Raw genomic sequence first — 25,695 nt, 5'->3', positions numbered from 1 at the left:
CAGATCTTTCGAACAAGAAACGATTTAAACACTATAAACGGTGAGCGTATGGATAAGTTAGTTGAAATATTTTGTGATGTCGATGATTTTTGTGAAGTTTTTATTCCTCAATGGGAAAAGCAATTACTGTCTGATGGGACGAGAAAGCGGCAGCGTAAAGGTCGAATGGCCACAAGTGAAGTGATGACTATCGTTATTTTATTCCATATGTCGAATCACAGAGACTTTAAAAACTATTACATCGGGTTCATTCAGCGTTTTTACAAAAAACAATTCCCATACTTGCTTAGTTACACACGATTTTTAGAAGTCATGCCAACGACATTAGTGCCGTTGTGCAGTTATTTTTCTGCGATTAAGGGGCAGCCTACAGGCCTTGAATTTATTGACTCTACAAGCATTAAAGTTTGCCACAATTTAAGAATCCCACGCCACAAAACATTTGATGGAATTGCTAAACGAGGTAAAGGGACTATGGGCTGGTATTTTGGATTTAAGCTCCATTTGATAGTGAATCACCTAGGGGAGATTGTTGCAGCGAAAATAACGGCTGCGAACGTGCATGATACTCAACCCGTTGAAGGTATGGCATCAGACCTGCCAGATAAACTCTATGCTGATAAGGGCTACATAAGTAAAGCATTAGAAAGTAATTTGCTAGAACAAGGAGTCACTTTAGTAACAAATGTGCGAAAAAATATGAAAGCAAAGGTACTGTCTATTTGGGATAGGGCCATACTATCTAGGCGATTTATTATTGAAACAATCAATGACCAATTGAAAAACATTTCACAAATTGAGCATTCCAGACATAGAAGCATGAATGGCTTAATGTTAAATCTCATTGCTGGGCTTGTGGCTTATTCTCTGAAAGAAAACAAACCACAACTAAATATCACTGACGTTGAGATGAATCAGATCGTCGTTTCTTAAGCCGATCTCAGGTTATTTAATATCAATGTAATTATTTGTATCGGGTATTGGTACCTTTCTTCAGGCAATACAAGTTGGGCCGATAGGCTCGGGCTTACTCTGTGTACAAGAAACCAGTTTTGCTTTTTTAAGTTCTATTCTAGCCGCAGGTTTTATTGTTAAAAACCGTGGTGGCACGCCAGAAGATATTTTAGCGATGATTTTTGGTGTCGCTTTCTTTGCCTCTTTTGTTGAAATATTCTTAAGTCGAGTTATTAATAAAATGAAAAGTGGAATAACACCTGTTACTACGGGTATTACTACAATCGGCATGTCGTTGATTAAAGTCGGCATGACCGATCTGGCGGGTGGCTTTGGTAATCCGGATATAGGTGCCGCTAAGTTCGTCATTGTTGGTGTTGTAGTATTAGGGTCTGTTGATCTTTTGAGTTCATTTTTGCAGCAATTTGTTTGGGGTTTCTACAAGGCAGAGCCTATGTGGTGTAGCTGGCTCGATAATAGCTCCTGCATTATCCTAATGAGCTACATCCCTGTAGCAATACACGAATAGGCGATAACGCCGTAGAAATAACAAACAAATGCTGTCCGTAGGATTCACCTAAAAGTATTTTGTGCGGCGTTATTCGTCATTCACTGGGGTAAACCCAGCATCAATCCTCATGCCTCGCCCACAGGGATGTGGGTGCTTATGCTCAGTCTGGAACAATGAACATGTGCCCAAAATCCTTTTAGATTGAACAAAATTTGAACCACAAAGTTCAACAGACCCTAGTAACAATTATTTTCATTAATCGTTTTGAGAACCAAGTACTACGCCTCTCTGGTATTATGACCGGTATGTTAGTTGGTTATATCACAGCATACTTTATGGGTATGGTTAATATGGCAATTCCAGATGGTGCATTAATCACTATTCCTGTACCATTTAAATACGGCATTAACTTTGACTTAGCAGCATTTATTCCAGTGGCTATTATTTCAGTAGTAACCGCGATTGAAACAACAGGTGACTTAACTGCTAACTCTATGGTTTCACGTGAGCCTACTAAAGGTCCAGTATATATTGAACGTATCAGAGGTGGTGTACTAGGTGATGTAGTTAACTCTTGTTTAGCATCTATTTTGGGCAGCTTCCCAATGTCAACTTTCAGTCAAAACAACATCAAAGTCTTCAAACAACCAGAGTAGTTGCTGCTCAAACAGATTAAATGTTTGGGTTGTAAGTTTGGTCGGCCATTTGAATTTATCTTTTTTTAAGGCGTTTATACCACAGCGCGAACCCCGTTTTATCCCAGTCTATATTCTTTAGTACATGGATCTTCAACGAAATTCGCACCATGTATTCAGGCTTATGTATCATTTTGTCTGGATACCCAAGTATAGGCACAAAGTGTTTATGGAGCATTATCGTGCAACGATGAAGGCGATTATTCAAAAGATTGGATATGATTACGATATTGATATAGTGGAACTTGAAATCCCAGAAGATCATATTCATATGGTCGTGAGAAGTGTTCCAAAGCAATCACCGAGCAATGTGATGCAAGTTATAAAAAGTATTACAGCGCGTGAGTTTTTCAGAATTTATCCTGAAATTAAGAAAAAATATTTTTGGGGTGAAAGCTATGGACTCAAAGTTATTTTGTCGAAACGATTGGTAATGCGAATGAAGAACATTAGAAAATATGTGCAAGAGCAGCTGGCTGAATTAGATCAAAAAGAAATGCATTCAGATCAGCTAGACTTGCTCTAAAACTCGGTCGCTTGCGGCCGAGTTTTTTATGCTTATCGCGCCCTTTATTACATAAAACATATCCACTACCGGTTAGCGGTGATAACTGCATTTGTTGTTCAATAATCACCGACAAACCATTTATTGATTTGCCAAAGTCCACAAAGTCACGGTAAAGAAAGACCTCAGGCAAGGAGGTGAACATTTTCATAAGGATAGTTCGTTGATAAATGCCGCCAAATATTGAGGGGTAGTTTGCGATGGAAAGGTTAGATTGGAGGTACTTGCGCTTCAAGTTCAACCGTTTGCGTGTGACGGGCTTTGATAAATACAGTGTCTTGCTGAGCTGATGTCGATAATTCACGTTTACGTTGATAAAAAGTCGACGGAGATATTTTAAGTTGAGCACAAAATTGCTCAATCGTTAAAGGGCTTTGTTTTTGTTGCTCAACAATAGAAAGCCATTTATTTTGAGTACTAGGTTGTATCATACTTACTCTTTTTTAAACTAGAAGAGTGCATAATGTTTAGAAGGGGCTAATGTTAGGTGTGGTTTACGGACGATTACTCCACGTTGGCCTTCTAAGGGTTTTAAACCCTTAGATGAAGCACGACAATGGGTGAAAGAGTTCGTTTACTGGTACAACAATGAACATCGCCATAGCAGGATCAAATTTGTCACGCCAAACCAAAGGCATAAAGGTCTTGATATTCAAATATTAGCAAAGCGAAAAACGTTGTATCAAGAGAAAAGAAATGAACATCCTGAGCGATGGTCGATAAATGAAAGAAACAGGCAGCCAATAGGTGCTGTGGAGCTAAATCCAGAGCAATATAAAGAAGCTGCTTAACAATTTAGGTTTAGATGTTATGTTAATCAGAATATTTGGCTGTAGCTTCAGCATTAGGTAGAAATATTGCAATAATCACCATGCTTAGACTCAATACACTTAAAAAAGTAAAAGGCCAGTAAAAGCTACCTGTAATATCTCGACCAGTACCTATCAATAAAGGGGCTATGCCGCCGAGTATATAGCCAAAAAATGACATCATTGATGATAGCTGAGAAGCGCTTTGTGGTGAGTCAGACTCTAAAACAGGTAGTGAGAGCGCCAAGGCAAAAGTACCGGAACTAGTAACGCCTAAAAAACATAGAACTATGGTTGGCTTCCATTGTGGTGCCCAAGCAACACATAATAACAATAAAGTCGAGGTTAACGTTACTGCAACAATCAATTTTCGACGTTCTGAAATTTGTGAAGATAATAAAGGTATTACCAAAGCGCCAATAATGCCAGATCCCATAAAAACACTAGCAAGCATACTTGCTTTTATCAGACTAAACCCTACTTGTTCATAATGGGCTACTATCCATGTTGATAACGCATAAAATATTCCTGCTTGAGCAGCAAAGAATAATGTAAGCAACCAAGCTTTTAATGAACGTAACGGAAGCTTTTGATGGCTTGCTAGAGAAAGGGGCTTTTTGAGTGATGTTGGTAAAAATATCAATAAAACTAAAACGGCCATAATAGACAATACCCCCCATGAAGCAAGTCCTACTCCCCATTGTCCGCCATTTATTTTTATAATTGGGATAGTCAATGCGACAGCAAGTGATGCCCCTATAGAAATACTAACGGAGTAAATCGTAACAGCAACTCCCATTTTATTGGCAAAATACTGTTTTATAAATCCTGACATCAATGGTCCAGCGATGGCTATACCACTACCTGCAATAAAAGCGGAGGTCAGTAATAACGGCAAGCTAGATTGACTGAAATAACGTAGCGCAAAAGCAAAAGAGAGTATTGCCATGGTAGCCGTTAATACAAAGTCTTGGCTCAATCGCCTGACAAGTATTGGTGCTAAAGGAGCGAGTAAGCCCATAAGCAAGACTGGAATAGTCGTAATTAGCCCAGCACTAGCACGGCTAATTGACAAATCTTGAACAATGCTTTCCATCACTGGCGCTATAGAGGTCAATGCTGGACGTAAATTTAGAGAAATAAGTATAAGGACTAGTACCAAAATACTTGTCCTTATACTTTTAGTCTTTAACAAATTATGGGTACTGCCTTTATCCTTTAATAACAAGGGTATCGCAGTTAATTTTATCAATAATGTATTCTGCTGTGTTGCCTAATAAGGCGGCATTAATACCTTTGCGCCCAACAGAGCCGAGTACTAATAATTTTGCATCTAATTCATTACATATATTAGGAACTACTTTGCCCGGTAAGCCTTCTTTAACGATGATATTAACGTCGTGCAACTCTAAGTTGTCAGCCAATTCTTGGATATCGTTTTTGTGCTTTGCCATAACCCTTTGATTAACTTTATCAGGATCAAATGAAGATCGATCTATAGCGATATGCATAGGTGCTTTAGTTACGGTATTAACAAAGTGCAAATTAGCATCATAATACTTGGCTAGGGCAACAGACTCTTTCGCAACTTCTTGTGTCAAACGTTGATGCTGTATATCTAAGCCATCTAAACTAACGGCAGTCACAATATCACCACTTTTTTCCCAACTTGTATTGCTGACCATAAGTACGTTAATAGGGCTATATCGTAATAAATTCCAGTGATCAGGCGTAAATAGGTTACTTACCGATTTTTTGTATTGTTTTGTTTCTTTAATAATAAGATTACAATCGGCTTGAACTGCTAAATCAATAACACCTTCATACCATTTTTTATTCCAGGTAACTATGCATTCTGTTGATGTATTAATATTTAAGGAAGCGGCTAGTTTCTCCATGACCTTTTTTTGATCATCAATAAGTGCTTTCTTAACATCGTCGCAACTTTCATTCGTAACGTTTGACGATTTTTCGATACTCCGATTATACATTGAGCTACCTAGAACTAACACGGCATTGTATTTATTTGCTAAAAATACAGCTCTAGCTAATGCGGGGTGTTCTTCTCTATGAGGAGTAACAGCTACAAGTATTCGTTTATATTCTGCCATAATGTTTTCCTTTATTTAGTTAGTTCACTTTGGTGTAACAACATATTCAATTACTTTAATAACGTCATCAGGGGTTTTTGCCCATGCTAGCGCCATTGCATCAACTTCTTTTAATGGATGTATTATATTGGCGCTATGCAAGGTAATGTATGCTTTATTTAAAGCACTGCAATAACCTGCATCAAACGCAGCATTCCATTGTTTATACTCTTCTCCAAACCTTATAACGGCTAAATCACAGGATTGAATCAGTGTTTGAGTTCTTATTGCATTAACTTTTGATGATTGGTGATCGCGCCAATATGAATCTTCTATATGGCCAAGATGATCTCCAGCTGCATCGCTAGAATCATGATTCGTCACTGGTGATGTAAAGGTAACAGGTAATGAACGACAACCTTCTTCAATTTGCTGACGCCAATTAGTATGAATTTCACCTGAAAGATAAATATTCCATTGTTTCATGTGGTCACCTCAATTTTGTTGGTTGATACTAATAAAATTATGCGTTTATGTGTGACTTAGTTAATAAACTTTCTCTATATTCATCGATACAGTGAAATGGCAGTGTTGCGACACCTGCATCGATAGCTGCTTTAGCTACAGCAGGTGCTATGCTGGTAATCAGACGAGTATCAAAGGGCTTAGGTAGAATATAGTCAGCACCAAACGATAGCGTTTCTCCATTATAAGATGCCTCTACATGTTTTGGGCATTCTTTTGTAGCTAATTCGGCTAATGCAATGACACATGCATGCTTCATTGATTCGGTAATTTTAGTAGCACCTACATCCAATGCACCTCTAAATAAAAATGGAAAACAAAGCACGTTGTTAACCTGATTAGGGTAATCGGAGCGTCCTGTTGCCACAATTGCATCGGGACGACAGCGTTTAACAATTTCAGGACTTATTTCAGGAGTAGGGTTTGCCATTGCTAATATGATAGGGTTATTTGCCATGCTCATTAGCATTTTTTCACTGATTAAGTTAGGTTGCGACACGCCTAAAAATAAATCGCAACCATCCATTGCATCTTCAAGCGTTCGTGCATTTGTATCAATAGCATATTGTTTTTTAATATCACTAAGGTTTTTTCTGTCAGAATGTATAACCCCAGTGCTATCAAGCATTAATGTGTTGTGTGGCTTTATACCCAGTGATAACAATAAATTAGTACAAGCAATTGCGGCAGCACCAGCCCCAGAAACCACAAGCTTTATTTCGTCAATTGATTTATTTACAATTTTTAATGCATTTAATACAGCAGCACAAGCGACTATTGCTGTACCATGTTGATCATCATGAAATACAGGTATTTTCATCCGCTCCCGAAGGTTCTCTTCAATAGCAAAGCATTCTGGCGCTTTTATATCTTCTAGATTGATACCTCCAAAGGTTGGTTCTAATCGGACGACAGTGTCACAAAAATTTTCAACATCTAATTCATCTACTTCAATATCAAAAGCATCCACATCGGCAAAGTGTTTAAATAAAACTGCTTTACCTTCCATAACAGGTTTTGCTGCCAATGGGCCTATATTACCTAACCCGAGGACAGCGGTTCCATTTGTGATAACACCAACTAAATTACTTCTAGACGTATATTTTGCAGCGGAAATAGGTTGGTCACTAATTGCTAAACAAGGTTCAGCAACACCAGGTGAGTATGCTAAAGATAAATCTGCTTGACTAGCTAGTGGTTTCGTCGCTTGTATACTAATCTTCCCCGGTTTAGGGTAATGATGGTAGTTTAACGCTTCTATTTGTAATTTTTTTTCCATTACAGTTTCCTAAATCAATATTTGAAATTTATAAGTAATAAATTAACTACCTTTGTAAGTTGAATAACTCCATGGAGACACTAAGAGAGGGACATGGTAATTTGCATTAGTATCTGATATACCAAAATGTAGCGGGATTCGATTTAAAAATGTCGGTTTGTCTTGTTTTGTATTATTTTTAGAAAAATAATCTGCGACATGAAATACAATAATGTATTCACCTACTTCAATTGAAGACTCATCTAATAATAACTCATCAGTTCTTCCATCGTCATTTGTTGTTAATGTTTTTATTAATCGCGGGGATGAACCTTCTACTCGGAAAAACTCTAATTTAACGCCTTGTGCCGGTATGCCATTTGCTGTATCTAATACATGTGTTGATAATTTAGCCATTGCTTTGTCCTTACAAATTATAATTATGATTTTTATTTAAACACTTAACAGATTAATGCTTTTAATCTAAAGTTTGCTATTAAGCCAACTTGCCATATTGCTTTATTTAACTCGTCGTTTGTCGGGTTATTAACACGTTTTCTAAATTCTTCAAAAATACTATCTTTAGTATGTCCTTTTACGGCAATGATAAAAGGGAAGTGATGCGTTTCCATATATAGTTTATTAAGAGCTGTAATTTCATTCATTTCAGGTCTATTAAGCGAGTTTAATTTAGCTGAAGATTGTTCCTCTGTAGAAGCTTCGGTTAGCTTCCCACTCTTAGCTTCTTTCCCTGCTAATTGTGGGTGAGCTCTTAGCAGAACAAGTTTTTCTTCAATACTGGAGTCTTCTACAATTTTAAGCATTTCATCGTGTAAGCTTTCAATATTCGCAAAAGGGCGTCTTGACCAAACTTTGTTTGGAATCCAACTTGAGTGTTCATATATCTCTGCTAATAATTCAGTAAACTCTTCTTGTGTAGCAGTGTTTAACGTATTTAAGTGTATTGTATTTGTCATTGGAACTTACCATTAATTAATTTGTGTTGAATAAACATAACAAAACTATAATGTTACGATTTAATTGAAACTTGTAAATCTATACATTGTTAGTATTTGAAGATAGCCTTAAAAGCTAAATTACAATAAATTAAGCATAATTAACTAGTTAAACAGCTAAGATACTTTGTCGAATTAATTTGTTTTTCTAACAATAATTACTCTGTTAAATACCACTATATTTTACTTACACAACGATTGTCAACAATTTTGTGTACAATCTGTTGTCTTGATTGACAGGTTCTGTGGTTTTGTATACATTCTAGGTATTGAAGCTTTACCTACCCATAAGCAAAGAGTGAAAACGAAATGACAAACTATCAACAAAAAGGATTACTAAAGGTCGATGTTGACTTAATTCAATTTATACAAGTGGAAGTATTGCCGGGCTTAAATGTTTCCGAGGAACACTTTTGGGAATCCTTATCAGAGATAACCCATGAATTAGGAATAGAAAATCGCGAGTTATTAGTAAAGCGAGATTTACTTCAAGCGAGAATTGATGATTGGAATATTGCACATAAAGGTAAGTTTAACCTGTCAGATTACAAAAAATTTCTTATTGAAATTGGTTATTTAGTGCCAGAGGGTGACGATTTTAGTATTACCACTGAAAATGTTGATAGTGAAATTAGTTTAAAACCGGGTCCTCAACTAGTTGTACCGACAGCTAATGCCCGTTTTTCATTAAATGCAGCGAATGCTCGTTGGGGAAGTTTATATGATGCACTTTATGGTACAGATGTAATAAGTGATGATGATGGTGCTGCAAAAGGTAAGCTGCATAACCCAATTAGGGCAGCTAAAGTAATCGCTTATGGTCGAGAGTTTTTAGATAAGTACTTTCCATTATTAGTAGGATCTCATTCGCAATCTAGTCAGTATCATATTCTCAGTGAAAAACTTTTTGTAACGCTTGTTGATGGAACAATTACAGAGCTTAAAAATAAAGATCAAGTCGTTGGCTTCCAAGGTGAGCAAAGTAGGCCTAGCTCGGTGCTTTTAAAACACAATCACTTACGTGTTGCGATAGAAATAGATGATAAGTCTGCAATTGGTAAGAAAGATACTGCAGGAATTAAAGATATAACACTGGAGTCTGCACTAACGACAATTCAAGATTTTGAAGATTCAGTTGTAGCTGTTGATGCGAAAGAAAAAATTCATGTTTATAGAAATTGGCTAGGCTTAATGAAAGGTGATTTAAGTGAAACCATTGAAAAGGCAGGAAAAACATCAACACGTATTTTAAATGCAGATAAAGAGTATCAAGACTTATCTGGTAATACTATCAGTATACATGGCCGTAGTTTATTGTTTTGTCGTAATGTAGGTCATTTAATGACTAACCCTGCAATCATAGATAAAGAAGGTTTTGAGATTCAAGAAGGTATAATGGATGCTATGGTGAGCGTATTAATAGCGCTTCATGATATTCATAAAAAGAATATTCACCGAAACTCTAGAAATGGCAATGTTTATATTGTTAAACCTAAAATGCATGGACCTGAAGAAGCTGCGTTCGCTAATAAGCTATTTGATATGGTTGAAGACAAGCTAGGACTGGACAGAAACACAATTAAAATTGGTGTCATGGATGAAGAACGACGTACTTCAGTTAATTTGAAAGAATGCATCAGAGCAGTTAAAAGTCGAATTGTGTTTATTAACACTGGCTTTTTAGATAGAACGGGTGATGAAATTCATACTAGTATGTTATTAGGTCCAATAGTGCCAAAAGGAGATATGAAGGCGCAAACTTGGATAAAAGCATACGAAGATTGGAATGTTGATATTGGATTAGCTTGTGGTTTTTCTGGTAAAGCACAAATAGGGAAAGGTATGTGGGCAATACCTGATGAAATGGCGAACATGATGGAAGCTAAAATTGTGCATCCATTATCCGGTGCGAACACTTCATGGGTTCCGTCCCCAACGGGCGCCACTTTACATGCTATACATTATCACGAAGTTAATGTATTCGATATACAAGAAAAATTGAGGGAACGAACTCGTGCTAGTGTTGACGATATACTAACGGTACCACTATTGAGTAATACCGATGAACTTACGAATGCGGTGATTGAAAAAGAATTAAATAATAATGCTCAAGGACTTTTAGGGTATGTAGTTCGTTGGGTTGATTTAGGCATGGGGGCATCAAAAGTACCTAATATAGACAATATTGGTTTAATGGAAGATAGAGCAACTTTACGAATTTCAAGTCAGCATATTTGTAATTGGTTAGAGCATAGTATTTTGACTGAAGCACAAATCAAGTTAGCTTTTGAAAAAATGGCCGTTATTGTTGATAAACAAAATGCTCATGATCCAAATTACCAAGCAATGTCCGCTGATTTTGATCGTAGTTTAGCATTTCAAGCGGCCTTGGACTTAGTGTTTAAAGGTAAAACACAACCAAATGGATATACAGAGCCCTTACTTCATGAATATAGACGAAAGTTTAATGAAGTTCAGTTATTAGAGGAATAAGAATTATGTCAAAGAAAAATACGTATTACGCACCCACAGGTGGGTTGCCACCACAAACACAGTTGTTATCAGACAGAGCTATTTTCACTGAAGCTTACGCTATTATACCTAAACGTGTCATGACTGATATTGTGACTAGTTTTTTACCTTTCTGGGAAAAGATGCGTATGTGGGTTATTGCACGTCCATTAAGCGGTTTTGCAGAAACTTTTTCTCAATATATTGTTGAAGTTGAAGCAGGTGGGGGGTCAAATAGACCTGAACTTGATGAAAGTGCTCAGGGGGTTATTTTTGTAGTTGAGGGGGAAATGGACCTGACTATTGAAGGCGCTTCCCATAACCTTATTAGCGGAGGGTATGCCTATTTACCTCCTGGCTGTAAATGGACTCTTAAAAATAATAGCGCTGAACATGTAAAGTTTCATTGGGTTCGCAAGGCATACCAATTTGTAGAAGGTCTTGATGTACCTGAAGCTTTTGTTGCTAATGAACAAGATATCGAACCAACCGTCATGCCTGATACAGGTGACGTCTGGGCTACAACACGGTTTGTTGACCCTTCAGATATGCGTCACGATATGCATGTAACTATTGTAACTTTCCAACCAGGTGGAGTAATTCCTTTTGACGAAACACATGTAATGGAACATGGTTTGTATGTATTAGAAGGGAAAGCGGTATACCACTTAAATGGTGAGTGGGTAGAAGTTGAAGCCGGTGACTTTATGTGGCTTCGTGCGTTTTGTCCACAATCTTGTTACGCAGGTGGACCAGGACCATTTAGGTATTTGCTTTATAAAGATGTAAATAGACAAATGCCGTTTATTCGACCAAAAAGTTAGTGCCTTGTGTAAAGGGGGTTTTTGCTTCGTTGTTTAACCCTCTTTACACTTTTTTACAGTTAGTATTACTTAATAACCAACTTGAGTTAAATACTTCTGAAGTAATTTTTTAAATTGTTTTTGCTCAGCTTGAGAAAAATTAGACACAAGTTTTCTTTGACTTTTTGCATGCTCAGTAATGACTTTTTCAATAAGGTTTAACCCTTTTGATGTTAAAGAAACACTCACACTTCTTTTGTCTTTTTTATTCGTAGTACGTTTAACTAAGTTTTTACTTTCAAGTAGATCAATGCGACTTGTCATGGTGCCAGAAGTGATTAGCATTTGTTGTATTAGCTGATTAGGAGAAAGTGCATGGGGTGGACCCATACGAAGCAATGTGGCCAACACATCAAAGCCGGCATCGGTAAGTTCGTACCCAGTAAATGATTTTGTTAACTCATCACTCATGTGTTTAGCTACTCGTAAAACTCGGCTCGTTATTGCCATCGGATTTGTGTCGAGTTCAGGCATTTGAATTGACCATTGTTCTATTTTTTTTTCAATTTCGTCCATTCTGATTTCCGATAAATGTTGTATGATATTAATCTAATTAATAAGCTTAAGGCTACCAAAGAAGGTAGATCAAATCTAGGTATTACAGCAAGTTAAAAGAGTATATTCGAATTTAATTATTACTAATATTCTAATGTATTTTGTAATTTTAATGTCGCGCGTGATTTATGATTTAATTTCTTTATATACTTCATTAAACTCTATGATGTTAAAAATGACTAGGGTCTGTTGATCTTTGTGGTTCAAATTTTGTTCAATCTAAAAGGATTTTGGGCACATGTTCATTGTTCCAGACTGAGCATAAGCACCCACATCCCTGTGGGCGAGGCATGAGGATTGATGCTGGGTTTACCCCAGTGAATGACGAATAACGCCGCACAAAATACTTTTAGGTGAATCCTACGGACAGCATTTGTTTGTTATTTCTGCGGCGTTATCGCCTATTCGTGTATTGCTACAGGGATGTAGCTCATTAGGATAATGCAGGAGCTATTATCGAGCCAGCTACACCACATAGGCTCTGCCTTGTAGAAACCCCAAACAAATTGCTGCAAAAATGAACTCAAAAGATCAACAGACCCTAATAACAATTCAAAAAATTGTAATGCTTCTTTTCATGTTGGCATTATTGGTGGTGGCATAGCTGGCTCAACTGTTGCTCTGAGGTTAGCTGAACTTGGTATAAAAGTAACCATATTTGAAAAAGGACCTAGTTTGATTAATGGTCCGCCTATTTGTCATTTACACGCAGGTGGAAATTTATATCGTGAAATTTCAGATCAGCAGTGTTTATCATTGTTACGACAGTCTATTGATACTTTTAAAGTGTACGCTAATAGTATAAATATTCGCCCTACGGTTGTCGCATTGCCTAAGTCATATAAAAATACACCAAAAGACTTAGAGCCGCGCTTAAAGCTTCTTCAAGCAGAGTATGCCGCTTTGGTAAAAAAAGACCGTAACAATAAAGTATTAGGTCCTGTAAATGAGTATTATAAATTTTATAGTCGAGAACAACTAGAGTCATTGTCTCTTCAAGCCACTCCTTCAACTCCTGCTTGTTCTAATGACTGGATGATACCCATTGCAAAAAATATTGACTTTAATCAGATTCAGTTTCCAGTTTTGTTGGTACAGGAATATGGTTTAAGTATTTTCCGCCTTGCTGCAATAGCCGAATTAGCAACAGAAAAATTACCAGAATGTAATGTCCGCACGTGTACACAAGTTACTAATATTAAAGCGAGTACTGATAATAAAGATTGGCATATACTCCTCAATAACAAGGAAAATAGTACTGAAGTAGTAAAGGTTAATTACTTAATAAATGCATGTGGGTTTAAAACAGGCGCAGTTGATGACATGCTTAACCTAAAGCGTGAGCGTATGGTTGAGTTTAAGTCAGCTTATTTAGCGCATTGGGGGAAAGTTGAAGGGAAGTGGCCTGAAGTTGTTATTTATGGAGAACGAGGTACACCTCAAGGAATGGCACAATTAACACCTTGCAAAAATGGATATTTTCAATTGCATGGAATGACAGAAGAGATAACTTTATTTAAAGGAGGGTTAGCTCATAGTGGTAGAGAAAGCGCTCAACCAAGGCTAGCAAAACGATTTTTAAATAAAATATATAATAACTGGCCTGCAGGTATAGTTCTTTCGCGAACTCAAAAATCCATTCAACATATTGGAAAATTCCTACCTGCATTTAATAATGCTGTGCTAGGGGGGGAGCCATTATTTGGTGCACAGCAAATTCCAGGGGATGATCCTAAACTGAGAGTTGCTGATGTTTCATTTTCAGGAGATAAATATGCTTGTATAGAAATAGTTAAGGCATCTTCTGCCTTAGATGCTGCGGATTTAATTGTTAATAAACTTATTGAAACAAAAAAACTTGGCTTTTTAGAGGGCGTTCAACATTCTGTGTCAGGCTTAATTTTCTAAATATCAATGACGCTATCTAAACGTCCCTCAAAATATATCGCCAACTGAGAAACACACAAGCTCCAGTTATGGATTGGCATCGTCCATTTCTCAGAAGCATTCAATATGCCAGCATACAACAGCTTCAACAAGCTATTTTCGTTCGGGAATGCGCCTTTCGTCTTCGTTAACTTTCTAAACTGACGATGAACCGCCTCAACGGCGTTCGTGGTATATATCACCTTCCTGATGTGCTCAGGGTACTTAAAATAGTGAGATAGATTGTGCCACTTCCTGCGCCAGGAATTAATAACCAGCGGATATTTTTCGCCCCACTTATCTTCTAGTTTATCGAGTGCTAATTCAGCTGCTTCCTTTGTGGGTGCACGATAGACAGGTTTTAAATCGGCCATAAAGGCTTTCTGATTTTTAGACGCGACGTACTTAAGTGAGTTTCGAATTTGATGAATGATACAAAGCTGTGTTTCTGTCTCAGGAAAGATAGCTGCTATGGCTTCAGGAAAGCCGGTTAGCCCATCTACGCAGGCAATAAGAATATCTTTAACACCGCGATTATTAAGATCGGTCAGCACTGAAAGCCAATAATTAGCCCCTTCGTTTTCTGATAAATGCAACCCTAATATCTCTTTTTTACCCTGCATATTAAGTGCTAATAACGTGTAGACAGCTTTGCTGATGTAGCGACCGTTTTCTTTGATGTCACCAACGGTGCAAAAATGACCCACTAACATCGATCCAAAATTGACCCACCGATGTATCATTTATTTATTTTTAGGTGATACGGTATGTTAACGAAGGAGCTATTTGTGGATATTAAAGTCCTGCATAAACAAGGCAAAAGCATTCGCGCCATTGCCAAAGAATTAAACGTATCGCGCAATACTGTGCGTAAATATTTAAGAGGCTATGACGTGCCTCATTATACAAAACGACATTCACCACCGACTAAACTCAGTCCCTTCCATGAGTATATTCAAGGTCGAATAGATGCTGCAAAACCACACTGGATCCCAGCTGTTGTTTTGTTGTCAGAAATAAAATCTAGAGGTTATCAAGGTGGAATAACGCAACTCAGGGTGTATTTATCCCCTTTCAAGCAATTAACACCAGTGTAGTGGTCAACTAATTTTGGTCACGGTTTTGTAAGTTTTCCAGTATCTCTGTTCCGATTCATTTGGAGTTAAACCGCCATTATATTGATGAGGCCTGACGTTACTATAATATCCTGTAATATAATTCACTACTGCCGCCTTGGCTTGCACTAAAGATTGATAACCTACAGTGGGCATCCATTCTGTTTTAAAACTCCTAAAGAATCTTTCCATCGGTGCGTTATCCCAACAGTTTCCTCGTCTGCTCATGCTTTGCTTGATTTGATATCGCCAAAGTAATTGACGATATTTCTTACTCGTATAATGACAGCCTTGATCTGAATGAAACATCACGCCTTTTGGTCTCCCTCGTGACTCAAAAGCCATTGTTAATGCTTGGCTAGTTAGCGCTGTATCAGGTGAGTAAGACATCGCCCAACCAATAGGTTTTCTGGCGAACAAATCAATCACAACGGCTAAATAACACCAACGATTACCTGCCCATATAAAAGTCACATCTCCACACCAAACTTGATTGGGTTCGCTAACAACAAATTGTCTGTCTAAGTGATTCGGTATCGCTGCGTGCTCATTTCCACCTCGCTTATAAGCATGCTTAGGTATCTGACAACTCACTAGGCCAAGCTTTTTCATAATGCGGTTTGCTCGGTAGCGGCTTAATGGCATATCTCTAGTCGTTGCTATCTGAGCTACGCTTCTGGCTCCTGCTGATTCGCCACTTTCCGAGAAAATAGCGCGAACCATTAATTCTGCTTTTAAGTGCTTATGACTGGCGTTTTTTGAATTTTTACGCCAGTAACCATAGCTACTACGATGAATATCAAAGACTTCACAGACTGTTTTTACATCATAGCTCTCTTGTAACGCCTGGACTATTTCAAATTGTCTAGGGAGTCTGACATCAAGAGAGCTGTAGCCTTTTTTAGTATTTCTTTTTCTAATTCAATCCGTTTTATGCGTTTTTCGAGTTCTTTAATTTTTATTTGTTCAGGTGTTAATGCAGTCGGTTGGTCTGCTATACCGTTTCGCTCTTTCTTTAATTGTCGTGCCCATTTATCAATGGCTGATTTACTCACTCCGACGGCTTCGGAAGCTTCTCTGACAGAGTATCCTTCATCAACAACAAGTTGAGCTGTTTCGAGTTTAAATTCTGCTGAATAAGTTGGTCTTGTTCTAGTATTCATTGATTCACCTAAAGTTGATGAGGCGTATGATAACACCTCTATTTAAGTGACCAAATTCACTGTACCACTACACAGAGCCTATTGTTCGATTTGAAACCGTTCCGGGTCAACAAATGCAAATAGACTTCACCACGATTAAACGCGGAAAGCTTACCATTAAGGCGTTTGTGGCAACCCTTGGCTATTCACGAGCCTGCTACGTCTATTTTTATGACCATGAGCGAACAGAAGCATGGATGGACGGATTAAGGGAAGCATTTCACTATTTTGGCGGCGTTCCAAAACAAGTGTTATGCGACAACGCTAAAGCATTAGTTATTGAGCGCGATGTTTACGGTGAAGGAAAGCACCGTTGGAATCAATCGTTTCTTGATTTGGCTGAGGAATATGGTTTTCAACCCAAAGCATGTCGGCCGTATCGTGCTAAAACCAAGGGGAAAGTTGAACGATTTAACCATTACTTGAAGAATAGCTTTGTTGTACCATTGCATGCAACGCTCAAGCAAGCGGGCTTATCGTTAGATTGTGCAAATGCCAATAGCAAAATTGGCGGATGGCTAAACGATGTCGCCCACCAACGTATTCATGGTACGACCGCACAAAAGCCGCAACACCTCCTTGATGAAGAAGTGGCGTACTTACAACCGCTTCCACAAAAACTTCACAGCAGTTTGGATTTAAAGAGCAGCGCATTAGTGTCGTTTATTGCGCCCATTGATATTGAATGCTATCAACACCCGATATCTGTTTACAGTGAACTACTGGAGCAACTATGAGTATTCAACATGAACAAATCGCTTCAATATGTGAGCAACTCAATTTAAGAAATATAGAAAACAACTGGCCTAACATTGCGAGTCGATGCGTCAAAAATGAAAGTAGTTATGCTGACTTTTTGTATCAGATCCTCACTAGCGAGTTAGAGAATAAGTATGATCGGGCGCGAGAAATCATGCTAAAAATGTCCGGTTTTCCAAGCATCAAAACACTAGACCAATTTAACTTCAAGATTGCAACAGGGGCACCACGTAAAGCGATAACGGAGCTAAGCTCGCTTGCCTTTATTGAGCGGTGTGAGAATGTCATTTTACTAGGTCCAAGTGGTACAGGTAAAACACACTTAGCCATTGCGTTAGGTTATAAAGCCATTGAGCAACGCAAGAAAACACGTTTTATCAGTGCCGCAGATTTAATGCTTCAGCTAAGCAGTGCACAGCGGCAAGGAAAATTGAAAAGCTACATGCAACGCTCTATTCTTGCTCCTCGGTTGCTAATCATCGATGAGATAGGCTATTTACCATTTGGCCGTGATGAAGCAAATCTATTTTTTAATGTCATTGCCAAGCGTTATGAAAAAGGCAGTTTGATTCTAACGAGCAATTTACCCTTTGGACAGTGGCCGAGCGCCTTTTCAGATGATGCAACTTTAACAGCGGCCATGTTAGATCGCGTACTACATCACTCTCATGTGTTGCAATTAACTGGCGAAAGCTATCGATTAAGAGAAAAAAGAAAAGCGGGTATTATTGATACCTATCAAGACTAACTGGGTCAGTTTTCAATCGATGAATTACTGAAAAAGTGGGTCAATTTTAAACCGTTGTTGACACTTTGACCTTATAATGAATAGCATCGAGCCAAACAATTGGGTAATGGCTATCTAATGGCCTTTGTTGCCATGCTTTAAGCTCAGGAATAAGCTTGTCAGTGACTGCGCTAATCGTTCCTGTGGCCACGTTAATACCGTACATCTCCTCTACATGTGCATTGATATCACGATAACTCATTCCCAAGCTAAACATCGAGAGTATTTTGCGATCGATTTCATCTGATAGTGAGGTTTGATTTTTCTTCACTAATTGAGGTTCAAATGTTCCATTGCGGTCTCGCGGAGTGTCGAGTTCAAAATTACCAGACGGGTGTTTGATGTTTTTACTTGTTCTGCCATTCTTTCTATTAGATTGATTATCGTTGGCTAAGTGGTGCTCTAGTTCGGCATTAAGAGCCGCTTCGGTTAATTGCTTAATCAAAGGGCCTAAGATGCCATCTTTACCAGTGAGGCTTTTACCAGCTTGCAAATCTGTTAATGCTTGCTCAAAATCAAAAGAGTTAGTCATGTGTCATTCCTGTTTTATTATATTCTACTGAAATGACACAGAATTATGAACACTCCCGCTTTTTATCGTCACATTTTTCTAACAATGTTATTCAAAGTCATTATTTTCCAATTACACAGTCTATCTCTTTACCCTTAGTGAAAGAAAAAGCCTTATCTATAGTTAAGCAGCGTAACTTTCCTATTCATTTGGTTTGAATGGTTTATATATGTAGTGCGGAATGACGGCTATAAAATATTAAGTAATTCATTAAAGTTTTCTATCACTAACTCAGGCTCATAATTCCTGACGTCTTCGCCGTAGTTATACCAATTGCATTAAATATTTGCCCACTTGTACTTGTTAAAATTAACTAAAATGGCGTTGCTCTCAATCCTAATAGCCAGCTATTAGTCAATCGAACGCCTTGTTTTAGCTGATTTTCTCTACGCACAACAAGATCACTTACTTAATGCAATTGGTATTATAACCGTATGTAACAGCTACACAGTCTATAAATGCAGCTTCTGCTGCAAAAATATCATTTTTAGAGTCCCCTATCATCACACATTGATCCGCATGAACAGAAAAGTGCTGACATGCAAAAGTTAACTGTAGAGGATCTGGTTTTCGTTTATTAAGTGTGTCTCCACCTATGACTAATTCAAATAGACCGTTCAAAGCTAAGCTGTCAAGTATTAGGCTAATAAACTTCTCAGGTTTATTTGTAATAATAGCAAGACAGTACCCTCTTGATTTAAGTTTAATTAGTGTTTCTAAAACACCGTCATATAGTTGAGTATGATTACAAGTATTAGCGCCATAAATTTCAAAAAAGATACTTAAAGCATGATTTATTAATGCCTCATCTAACTTCATGGTTACTAGGCCACTGTTGGTTAAGGCGCGCTGAATTAGCACCTTAGCTCCGTTACCAACCCAATTTCAAATAATTGCTTCGTCAAAAGGTTGTAATCCTAGTTTAATTAAAGCCTGATTAACAGCATAAGCTAAATCTGGCACGCTATCGACTAAGGTGCCATCGAGATCGAATAAAAGGACGTTTTTATTTAAAAATTTCATGTTTCAATTATTAAAGAGTTCAGCTACTTTATGATTTACATATTTTGAAAATATAATATTTGCTAGCTTATTAAAGTCCAAATGTGAAATAAAAGTGAAATATTTGCCAATATTTAAGCTTATCGTAGCCTAAAAAATGAAATTATACTCACTTTTTATTTCGTATTATGGAATGGTAAGAGTGGTGCAAAGCCTCGCCTATTGGTTCAATGCATCTTCAAGTGCAGCCAAACATAATGCTACATTTTCGCTTCTTGCGGTATATCCCATCAGGCCAATTCTCCATGCTTTTCCAGCTAAATCGCCTAATCCTGCTCCAATTTCAAGGTTATAATGGTTAAGTAGATAGTTCCTTACTTTTGCATCATCAACGCCATCAGGGATATAAATAGCATTCAACTGTGGTAGACGCTCATTTTCGGGCACTATAAACTTAATACCTAACTTTTCTAAACCTTTCGCTAATGCATCATGTTGTGCTTTATGACGAGCCCAGCGATTCTCAATCCCTTCATTTTGTAATTGAACTAATGATTCGTGTAAACCGTAGAGTGAATTAACAGGTGCAGTATGATGGTAGCTTCGTTTACCTTCTCCTGACCAGTAACTCATTACAAGGGATTGATCTAAAAACCAACTTTGTACAATAGATTTACGATTTTTGATTACATTGACAGCCTTTGCACTAAAGGAAAGGGGTGATAAACCAGGAACACAAGATAGACATTTTTGAGAACCAGAGTAGATGGCATCAATGCCCCAATCATCAACCTTTAATTCAATGCCGCCCAATGAAGTCACAGCATCTACAATGGTTAAACAGTCATGTTGCTGTGCTAAGGCACAAAGTGTTTTAGCATCAGAAACTGCACCCGTAGCAGTCTCAGCATGTACAAAAGCTAGGCATTTAGCATCAGGATTTGCTATCAATGCTTGTTCTACTTTATCTACTTCAACAGCCCGCCCCCAAGGAGAGTCGACTATAATGGCTTCAGCACCAATGCGAACAACGTTTTGCATCATTCGATCACCAAATACGCCATTACGACATACAATAACTTTATCGCCTTTTTCTACCAAATTGACAAAGCATGCTTCCATTCCTGCAGAGCCGGGAGCAGAAAGAGCAATTGTAAATTCATTTTTTGTCTGAAAAGCATACTGAAGCAATGCTTTAACTTCATCCATCATTCCCACAAATAAAGGGTCTAGGTGACCTATAACAGGTCTAGATAACGAAGCTAGAACTTCAGGACTGATGTCAGATGGACCTGGACCCATTAAAATTCTACGAGGTGGCTGAAACGATTTAAAATTCATATTGTTTTCCTTTATCTAGTGAAGATGTGATTTAGTTATTACTTTGATATCAAGACATCTTTATCGAGTCAACCTTTATAAACAAAATTGAAATAAACTCTAGTTATAAAAATAAGGGTCTTTAGTTATAGGTGTTGACATTTGTATTTCTATATGTTGCAGGTTGTTTTTGCTTGGTAAAGTTAGTTATAAATCTTATTTAACAAATTTGTAACGGTACAATTTAGCTAGAAAGTAAGCCTAACAACAGTTGGTTTATCAAATGATGTTTCACTATCACACTTTGGGGGCGATTTGTATGGTCCGCCTCAATATTGCAAGTAATAATATCGATAACGTAGTTGGTTTGCGCTAGTGTATTCGGAGTCTTTGTTGGTTACCAATATATTAGGCCCAGCTCCACGATGAGATCCGCGCTAGATTGTCCTCAAAAGCGAGTAAGCATACTTAGTTATGTTGCTGTAACGCCCCACAGGTCTTCAATCCAGTGGTCTAACCGTTGTGTCATCTTTATCATCATTTGCAAATTAGGCTTGCACTCTAACTTCGAATGCTTGTTTGGTTGAAAGTACCGACCAGGCGATACGTGCTAGTTTATTCGCTAACGCGATTACCACGACGTTAAAATGTTTCCTCGATAGTAACGCTAATATCCAGTTACCAAAAACGGCTACGGCTTTTTCTGGCCTCACAAGAACAGCTCTTGCACCGTGAATGAATAATTCTCGTAAGCCTTTATTCCCTCGTTTGCTTATACCGAGTAATGTTGGCTTTCCTCCTGTTGAATATTGGCGAGGTACTAAGCCTAGCCACGCCGCAAAATTCCGTTCATTTTTGAAATCAGTAGCACTACTTATACTAAATCAACTTCAAAGTGCAGTTTTTAATATTTGAAAATTATCATTGATCGTATCGTCAAGTGTATTGGCAATATCGGGTAATGTTGACTCAAAAAAATCGCTAATACGCCGTCGAAACTCTTTAGTACTTGAAAAATATTGGCTATTTCTCGCATTTTTGTTCATTACCTTCCATAGCCGTTCTATTGGGTTTAAATTAGGACTATAGGGTGGTAAATAATGTAACTTGATATTGAGCTTTTCGGCTTCATCAATCACTATCTGATTACGGTGATAACCAGCACCATCAAGAACCATATGAAGCATACCGCTCGTCTGATAATGGGCTCTGACTTCATTTAAAAAATCAACGATAGATTCACCGTTGACTGTCTTATTATATTGCCTTATCACTGCTTCCTCTAAGTGACCCAATCGGATAGCTCCCACTACATTAATTCGTGTTCGACTTCCTGTGGTTTTAATGGGTTTATTTTCCCCTTTTTTAATCCAGCCTGCCGTGATTTTTGTCGCTTGTGTTGGATGAACAGCATCCATAAACAAGATTGGCTCATTAGGGGCCTGCGTTGATTTAAGCTGGTTATAATGTGCGATAAAAGCTGCTTGCTTTTCCTCATCAAAATTATGAGGAACGCCTTTGGGCTTTTTATAACTAAAGCCATGCTGATGTAACCATTTATTGAGACCAGGCACCGTGTATTTAATGTCGTACTCACTCTCAATATGATCAAGTATTTGATGGCTATGTAGGTAAGTTACTTCACACAGGTGTGCAATTAACTGTTGCGTTTGCTGATGATTAAGATAACTAGTAGAGCCGCCGCTGTTGATGGTTAATTTTTCACGACGAATGTAGTCATCAATATATCTAACAACTGACGTTTCGTGAATGCGTAACGCTTGAGCAATCATTGGCGAAGACCAGCCTTCGTCACGCAATAGAATAGCTTTAATTCGATCGCACTCACGCTTATCTCTCGCTTTTTTATGTCGAGATTCTAACGTTTCTTTTTGAATGTCGGTGAGAGCAATCTTTTTCATGTGACTATCATGATCTCATTAGCTAAAAAATCAAGCACTTTCAATGATCACGGGTATAGTTAAGTTGAAACTTACCTAAACATAATGCAACACTCTGAAACAGTCAATAGTATAAAAATCTTTAAAATTAGTAGGTTGAAACACTCTGAAATAAATAGAATAAAACCTGTGAACGACGATGACTCGGCCACTGTCTAATTCAATATAAAGGGTATTGTTTGGATCAATTGCTTGCCAATGTTCTGCGGGTGCTTGCTTAACAATTTCACCGGGGCTTAGTTGTTTCTTAGCGGTGTTGTCACTGGCTAGTACATGGCTTGTAATGAGTGAACAGCTAACTAGGGCACTCAATAGCATGGTATTTTTGATTTTATTTTTCATGCGAACTCTTTTTATAATATTTGGAATAATAGATCGTTAAGGCGATAATATAACAATGAAGCACAGCCAAGTCATAGTGAAAAATTAATGAGTGATGATAAAAATAACGTGAAGACAATCAATCAACTAATACGTGCGTTATCGGTGCAGCAGCAAGTGGCGAAAACCGGATTCGACTGGCCTAGTTGGCATGGTGCATTTGAAAAAGTAAGAGAAGAAGTAGAAGAGGTATTTGACGAGCTCAATGACGTATCTCAAGACAGTCGTAAAATTAACGAGGAACTCGGTGATTTGTTATTTGCTGTCGTTAATGTTGTGCGCCATCAAAACACGTGCCCAAATGAGTTATTACAACACGCCACTGATAAATTCGAAACGCGATATCTTGATGTTCAACATTACATTTGTGAGCAGGGGCTAACAATGGAAGATGCAACTGATGAGCAAATGGAAGCGGGTTGGCAATATGCGAAAGCCTACATGAAAAACCGTAGATAAAAATATTGTTGTTTCTAGGCAGATTTAAATTGTCGGCTAGACCTTATTTTGATACTATATCGTCCCGTCCAGTACATAACCCCAACTTGGTATTTCTTACGTTATTATTCAAATAAGGTAAGCCTTTGGCGTTGTTACAATTTCAATTCTATTAACTCAGGTTCAGCATGACAACGAAATATATTTTTGTGACGGGTGGAGTGGTTTCTTCACTTGGTAAAGGCATTGCGGCAGCTTCACTAGCAGCCATTTTAGAAGCACGTGGTCTAAAAGTAACAATGATGAAACTAGACCCTTATATCAATGTTGACCCAGGCACTATGAGCCCGATTCAACACGGTGAAGTATTTGTTACCGAAGATGGCGCTGAAACTGATTTAGACTTAGGTCATTACGAACGCTTTATTCGTACCAAGATGACTAAAGGTAATAACTTTACGACGGGTCGTGTTTACGAAGAAGTATTACGTAAAGAACGTCGTGGTGATTATCTTGGCGCTACTATTCAAGTTATTCCTCATATTACTAATGCTATGAAAGATCGCATTGTTGCTGGCTGTAAAGGCGCAGATATCGCTATTGTTGAACTTGGCGGTACCGTAGGCGATATCGAGTCACAACCGTTTATTGAAGCCATTCGTCAGTTAGGTGTTGAAGTCGGTCGTGATCACGCGATGTTCATGCATTTAACATTAGTTCCTTATCTAAAAGCATCAGGTGAAGTGAAAACTAAGCCAACGCAACACTCAGTGAAAGAGTTGCGTTCGATTGGTGTTCAGCCTGACATTCTTGTTTGTCGTTCTGAAATCGGTATTCCAGCTGGCGAGAAAGGTAAAATTTCTTTATTTACTAACGTTAATGAGAAAGCCGTTATTTCATTACCTGACATGGACAGCATTTACAAAATCCCTGCACTACTTAAAGCACAAGGCTTAGATAAGTACGTGACTGAACGTTTTGGTATCGATTGTCCAGAAGCTGATTTAAAAGAATGGGAACAAGTTGTTTACGAAGAAGCTAACGCGACCGGTACCGTAAATATTGCCATGGTTGGTAAATACACTCAATTACCAGATGCCTACAAATCAGTAAACGAAGCGCTTAAGCATGCTGGCCTTAAAAACGGCGTTAACGTAAAAATTAACTACGTTGATTCACAAGATATTGAATCTAAAGGTACTGACATATTAAATGATATGGACGGTATTTTAGTACCAGGCGGCTTTGGTGAGCGCGGTGTTGAAGGTAAAATTCTTGCTGCAAAGTTCGCACGTGAAAACGATGTGCCGTATTTCGGTATTTGTTTAGGAATGCAGGTCGCATTGATTGAATTTGCACGTAATGTTGCAAACATGGACGGTGCTCATTCAACTGAATTTAATGCTGAGTCACCATTCCCAGTGGTTGGTTTGATTACGGAATGGTTAGATGAGGACGGTAAAGTAGAACAACGTAGTGAGAGTTCTGATCTTGGTGGCACCATGCGTGTTGGCGCGCAATTATGTCATTTGGAAGACGGTTCGAAAGTGGCCGAGTTATATGACTCAAATACGTGTATGGAACGTCACCGTCACCGTTATGAAGTGAACAACAATTACGTAGAGCAATTGAAAGCTGCAGGCTTATCGTTCACTGGCTTGTCACAAGACAAGAAACTGGTAGAAATTATTGAGATTAAAGAACACCGCTGGTTCGTTGCAGGGCAATTCCACCCTGAGTTTACGTCGACACCACGCGATGGTCACCCATTGTTTGAAGGTTTCGTAGCCGCGTCTATGCAACCAAAAAATGATTAATCATTCCTAATAACTAGCCGCCGTTTGAGCGGCTTTTTATTTTCTTTTTGCTTATTGAAATTGT

At 38.1% G+C, this 25,695-nt stretch carries 23 protein-coding genes and 8 pseudogenes; 14 read left to right on the top strand and 17 right to left on the bottom strand.

The window, feature by feature from the left end:
* Positions 1–48 precede the first annotated feature (48 nt).
* The 4 genes from ACMAZF_RS11610 to tnpA (ACMAZF_RS11595) all read left to right on the top strand — a co-directional run bounded on the left by ACMAZF_RS11610 (position 49) and on the right by tnpA (ACMAZF_RS11595) (position 2,686).
* A complete protein-coding gene (locus ACMAZF_RS11610) occupies positions 49–933 on the top strand; it encodes an IS982 family transposase (RefSeq protein ID WP_435273996.1) in 885 nt (294 codons plus the stop codon).
* A gap of 196 nt (positions 934–1,129) precedes the next feature.
* Positions 1,130–1,483: a hypothetical protein gene (locus ACMAZF_RS11605; protein WP_435273995.1), complete on the top strand. Its 354-nt coding sequence runs from the start codon at positions 1,130–1,132 to the stop codon at positions 1,481–1,483.
* 194 nt (positions 1,484–1,677) lie between these two features.
* On the top strand, positions 1,678–2,121 hold the full coding sequence (locus ACMAZF_RS11600) for a solute carrier family 23 protein (RefSeq protein WP_435273994.1): 444 nt from the start codon (positions 1,678–1,680) through the stop codon (positions 2,119–2,121).
* 124 nt (positions 2,122–2,245) lie between these two features.
* Positions 2,246–2,686: an IS200/IS605 family transposase gene (tnpA, locus tag ACMAZF_RS11595; RefSeq protein ID WP_435273993.1), complete on the top strand. Its 441-nt coding sequence runs from the start codon at positions 2,246–2,248 to the stop codon at positions 2,684–2,686.
* Here tnpA (ACMAZF_RS11595) and tnpB read toward each other — a convergent pair.
* Positions 2,610–2,870, bottom strand: a complete 261-nt coding sequence (gene tnpB / locus ACMAZF_RS11590; RefSeq protein WP_435277235.1) for an IS66 family insertion sequence element accessory protein TnpB — start codon at positions 2,868–2,870, stop codon at positions 2,610–2,612. The two genes, tnpA (ACMAZF_RS11595) and tnpB, sit on opposite strands and share 77 nt — an antisense overlap.
* 64 nt (positions 2,871–2,934) lie before the next feature.
* A complete protein-coding gene (gene tnpA, locus ACMAZF_RS11585) occupies positions 2,935–3,156 on the bottom strand; it encodes an IS66 family insertion sequence element accessory protein TnpA (protein WP_435273992.1) in 222 nt (73 codons plus the stop codon).
* Between the two features lie 78 nt (positions 3,157–3,234).
* Here tnpA (ACMAZF_RS11585) and ACMAZF_RS11580 point away from each other — a divergent pair.
* A pseudogene (locus tag ACMAZF_RS11580) lies at positions 3,235–3,516 on the top strand (IS3 family transposase); the annotation flags it as partial.
* A 22-nt stretch (positions 3,517–3,538) separates the two neighbouring features.
* On the opposite strand, the gene ACMAZF_RS11575 reads toward ACMAZF_RS11580, so the two are convergent.
* The 6 genes from ACMAZF_RS11575 to uraD all read right to left on the bottom strand — a co-directional run bounded on the left by ACMAZF_RS11575 (position 3,539) and on the right by uraD (position 8,384).
* Positions 3,539–4,651 carry an MFS transporter gene (locus ACMAZF_RS11575; RefSeq protein ID WP_435277234.1) on the bottom strand — a complete coding sequence of 371 codons (1,113 nt, stop codon included), beginning with the start codon at positions 4,649–4,651 and terminating at the stop codon, positions 3,539–3,541.
* A gap of 94 nt (positions 4,652–4,745) precedes the next feature.
* The gene (gene uspE / locus ACMAZF_RS11570) at positions 4,746–5,645 is read right to left on the bottom strand and encodes a universal stress protein UspE (RefSeq protein ID WP_435273991.1); all 900 of its coding nucleotides are present in this window, start codon (positions 5,643–5,645) and stop codon (positions 4,746–4,748) included.
* 24 nt (positions 5,646–5,669) lie between these two features.
* Entirely contained in the window at positions 5,670–6,110 is a 441-nt protein-coding gene (locus ACMAZF_RS11565; protein ID WP_435273990.1) for a YtoQ family protein, read from the bottom strand.
* 37 nt (positions 6,111–6,147) lie between these two features.
* Positions 6,148–7,428 (bottom strand): malic enzyme-like NAD(P)-binding protein, encoded by a 1,281-nt coding sequence (locus tag ACMAZF_RS11560; RefSeq protein ID WP_435273989.1) that lies wholly within the window; start codon positions 7,426–7,428, stop codon positions 6,148–6,150.
* 42 nt (positions 7,429–7,470) lie between these two features.
* Positions 7,471–7,824: a hydroxyisourate hydrolase gene (gene uraH, locus ACMAZF_RS11555; RefSeq protein WP_435273988.1), complete on the bottom strand. Its 354-nt coding sequence runs from the start codon at positions 7,822–7,824 to the stop codon at positions 7,471–7,473.
* Between the two features lie 44 nt (positions 7,825–7,868).
* A complete protein-coding gene (gene uraD / locus ACMAZF_RS11550) occupies positions 7,869–8,384 on the bottom strand; it encodes a 2-oxo-4-hydroxy-4-carboxy-5-ureidoimidazoline decarboxylase (protein WP_435273987.1) in 516 nt (171 codons plus the stop codon).
* A 348-nt stretch (positions 8,385–8,732) separates the two neighbouring features.
* Between uraD and ACMAZF_RS11545 the strand changes: the two genes are divergently transcribed.
* Together ACMAZF_RS11545 and ACMAZF_RS11540 are read left to right on the top strand one after the other, a co-directional pair.
* Positions 8,733–10,916, top strand: a complete 2,184-nt coding sequence (locus tag ACMAZF_RS11545; RefSeq protein WP_435273986.1) for a malate synthase G — start codon at positions 8,733–8,735, stop codon at positions 10,914–10,916.
* Between the two features lie 5 nt (positions 10,917–10,921).
* The gene (locus ACMAZF_RS11540; protein WP_435273985.1) at positions 10,922–11,758 is read left to right on the top strand and encodes a bifunctional allantoicase/(S)-ureidoglycine aminohydrolase; all 837 of its coding nucleotides are present in this window, start codon (positions 10,922–10,924) and stop codon (positions 11,756–11,758) included.
* 69 nt (positions 11,759–11,827) lie between these two features.
* Here the strand turns inward: ACMAZF_RS11540 and ACMAZF_RS11535 are convergent, their stop codons facing one another.
* Positions 11,828–12,313: a MarR family winged helix-turn-helix transcriptional regulator gene (locus ACMAZF_RS11535; protein WP_435273984.1), complete on the bottom strand. Its 486-nt coding sequence runs from the start codon at positions 12,311–12,313 to the stop codon at positions 11,828–11,830.
* A gap of 624 nt (positions 12,314–12,937) precedes the next feature.
* On the opposite strand from ACMAZF_RS11535, the pseudogene ACMAZF_RS11530 reads away from it, so the two are divergent.
* Together ACMAZF_RS11530 and ACMAZF_RS11525 are read left to right on the top strand one after the other, a co-directional pair.
* A pseudogene (locus ACMAZF_RS11530) lies at positions 12,938–13,015 on the top strand (NAD(P)-binding protein); the annotation flags it as partial.
* Between the two features lie 12 nt (positions 13,016–13,027).
* The gene (locus ACMAZF_RS11525) at positions 13,028–14,260 is read left to right on the top strand and encodes an FAD-dependent oxidoreductase (RefSeq protein WP_435273983.1); all 1,233 of its coding nucleotides are present in this window, start codon (positions 13,028–13,030) and stop codon (positions 14,258–14,260) included.
* Here ACMAZF_RS11525 and ACMAZF_RS11520 read toward each other — a convergent pair.
* Positions 14,257–14,958: pseudogene (locus ACMAZF_RS11520) on the bottom strand (IS256 family transposase); the annotation flags it as partial. The gene ACMAZF_RS11525 and the pseudogene ACMAZF_RS11520 overlap by 4 nt on opposite strands.
* 87 nt (positions 14,959–15,045) lie before the next feature.
* Between ACMAZF_RS11520 and ACMAZF_RS11515 the strand changes: the two are divergent.
* Positions 15,046–15,357: pseudogene (locus tag ACMAZF_RS11515) on the top strand (helix-turn-helix domain-containing protein); the annotation flags it as partial.
* A gap of 21 nt (positions 15,358–15,378) precedes the next feature.
* On the opposite strand, the gene ACMAZF_RS11510 reads toward ACMAZF_RS11515, so the two are convergent.
* Positions 15,379–16,556 (bottom strand): IS3 family transposase gene (locus ACMAZF_RS11510; protein ID WP_435273982.1). Its coding sequence is split into 2 segments (ribosomal slippage): positions 15,379–16,298 and positions 16,298–16,556, totalling 1,179 coding nucleotides; the frame shifts between segments, so codons are not numbered across the junction.
* 74 nt (positions 16,557–16,630) lie between these two features.
* Between ACMAZF_RS11510 and istA the strand changes: the two are divergent.
* Together istA and istB are read left to right on the top strand one after the other, a co-directional pair.
* Positions 16,631–17,332: pseudogene (istA, locus tag ACMAZF_RS11505) on the top strand (IS21 family transposase); the annotation flags it as partial.
* Complete coding sequence (gene istB, locus ACMAZF_RS11500) at positions 17,329–18,102, top strand: IS21-like element helper ATPase IstB (RefSeq protein ID WP_435273981.1); 774 nt, start codon at positions 17,329–17,331, stop codon at positions 18,100–18,102. The pseudogene istA and the gene istB, both read left to right, overlap by 4 nt.
* A gap of 64 nt (positions 18,103–18,166) precedes the next feature.
* Here the strand turns inward: istB and ACMAZF_RS11495 are convergent.
* The 6 genes and pseudogenes from ACMAZF_RS11495 to ACMAZF_RS11470 form a co-directional block, all read right to left on the bottom strand.
* Positions 18,167–18,673, bottom strand: a pseudogene (locus ACMAZF_RS11495) (transposase); the annotation flags it as partial.
* A gap of 444 nt (positions 18,674–19,117) precedes the next feature.
* Positions 19,118–19,735 (bottom strand): annotated as a pseudogene (locus ACMAZF_RS11490) (phosphoglycolate phosphatase).
* A 198-nt stretch (positions 19,736–19,933) separates the two neighbouring features.
* Positions 19,934–21,055 carry a pyridoxal-phosphate-dependent aminotransferase family protein gene (locus ACMAZF_RS11485; RefSeq protein WP_435273980.1) on the bottom strand — a complete coding sequence of 374 codons (1,122 nt, stop codon included), beginning with the start codon at positions 21,053–21,055 and terminating at the stop codon, positions 19,934–19,936.
* A gap of 527 nt (positions 21,056–21,582) precedes the next feature.
* A pseudogene (locus tag ACMAZF_RS11480) lies at positions 21,583–21,912 on the bottom strand (transposase); the annotation flags it as partial.
* Positions 21,913–21,924: 12 nt separating this feature from the next.
* Positions 21,925–22,956, bottom strand: coding sequence for an IS630 family transposase (locus ACMAZF_RS11475; RefSeq protein ID WP_435273979.1), 1,032 nt, complete (start codon positions 22,954–22,956; stop codon positions 21,925–21,927).
* Between the two features lie 75 nt (positions 22,957–23,031).
* A complete protein-coding gene (locus ACMAZF_RS11470) occupies positions 23,032–23,337 on the bottom strand; it encodes a hypothetical protein (protein WP_435273978.1) in 306 nt (101 codons plus the stop codon).
* 87 nt (positions 23,338–23,424) lie between these two features.
* Between ACMAZF_RS11470 and ACMAZF_RS11465 the strand changes: the two genes are divergently transcribed.
* Positions 23,425–23,835 (top strand): MazG nucleotide pyrophosphohydrolase domain-containing protein, encoded by a 411-nt coding sequence (locus ACMAZF_RS11465; protein ID WP_435273977.1) that lies wholly within the window; start codon positions 23,425–23,427, stop codon positions 23,833–23,835.
* Between the two features lie 167 nt (positions 23,836–24,002).
* The gene (locus tag ACMAZF_RS11460) at positions 24,003–25,631 is read left to right on the top strand and encodes a CTP synthase (protein WP_435273976.1); all 1,629 of its coding nucleotides are present in this window, start codon (positions 24,003–24,005) and stop codon (positions 25,629–25,631) included.
* Positions 25,632–25,695: the final 64 nt, after the last annotated feature.

It is taken from the genome of Psychrobium sp. nBUS_13, from assembly GCF_051201665.1.
Classification (GTDB): Bacteria; Pseudomonadota; Gammaproteobacteria; order Enterobacterales; family Psychrobiaceae; genus Psychrobium.
This window is presented reverse-complemented; position numbering and strand designations above follow the sequence as displayed.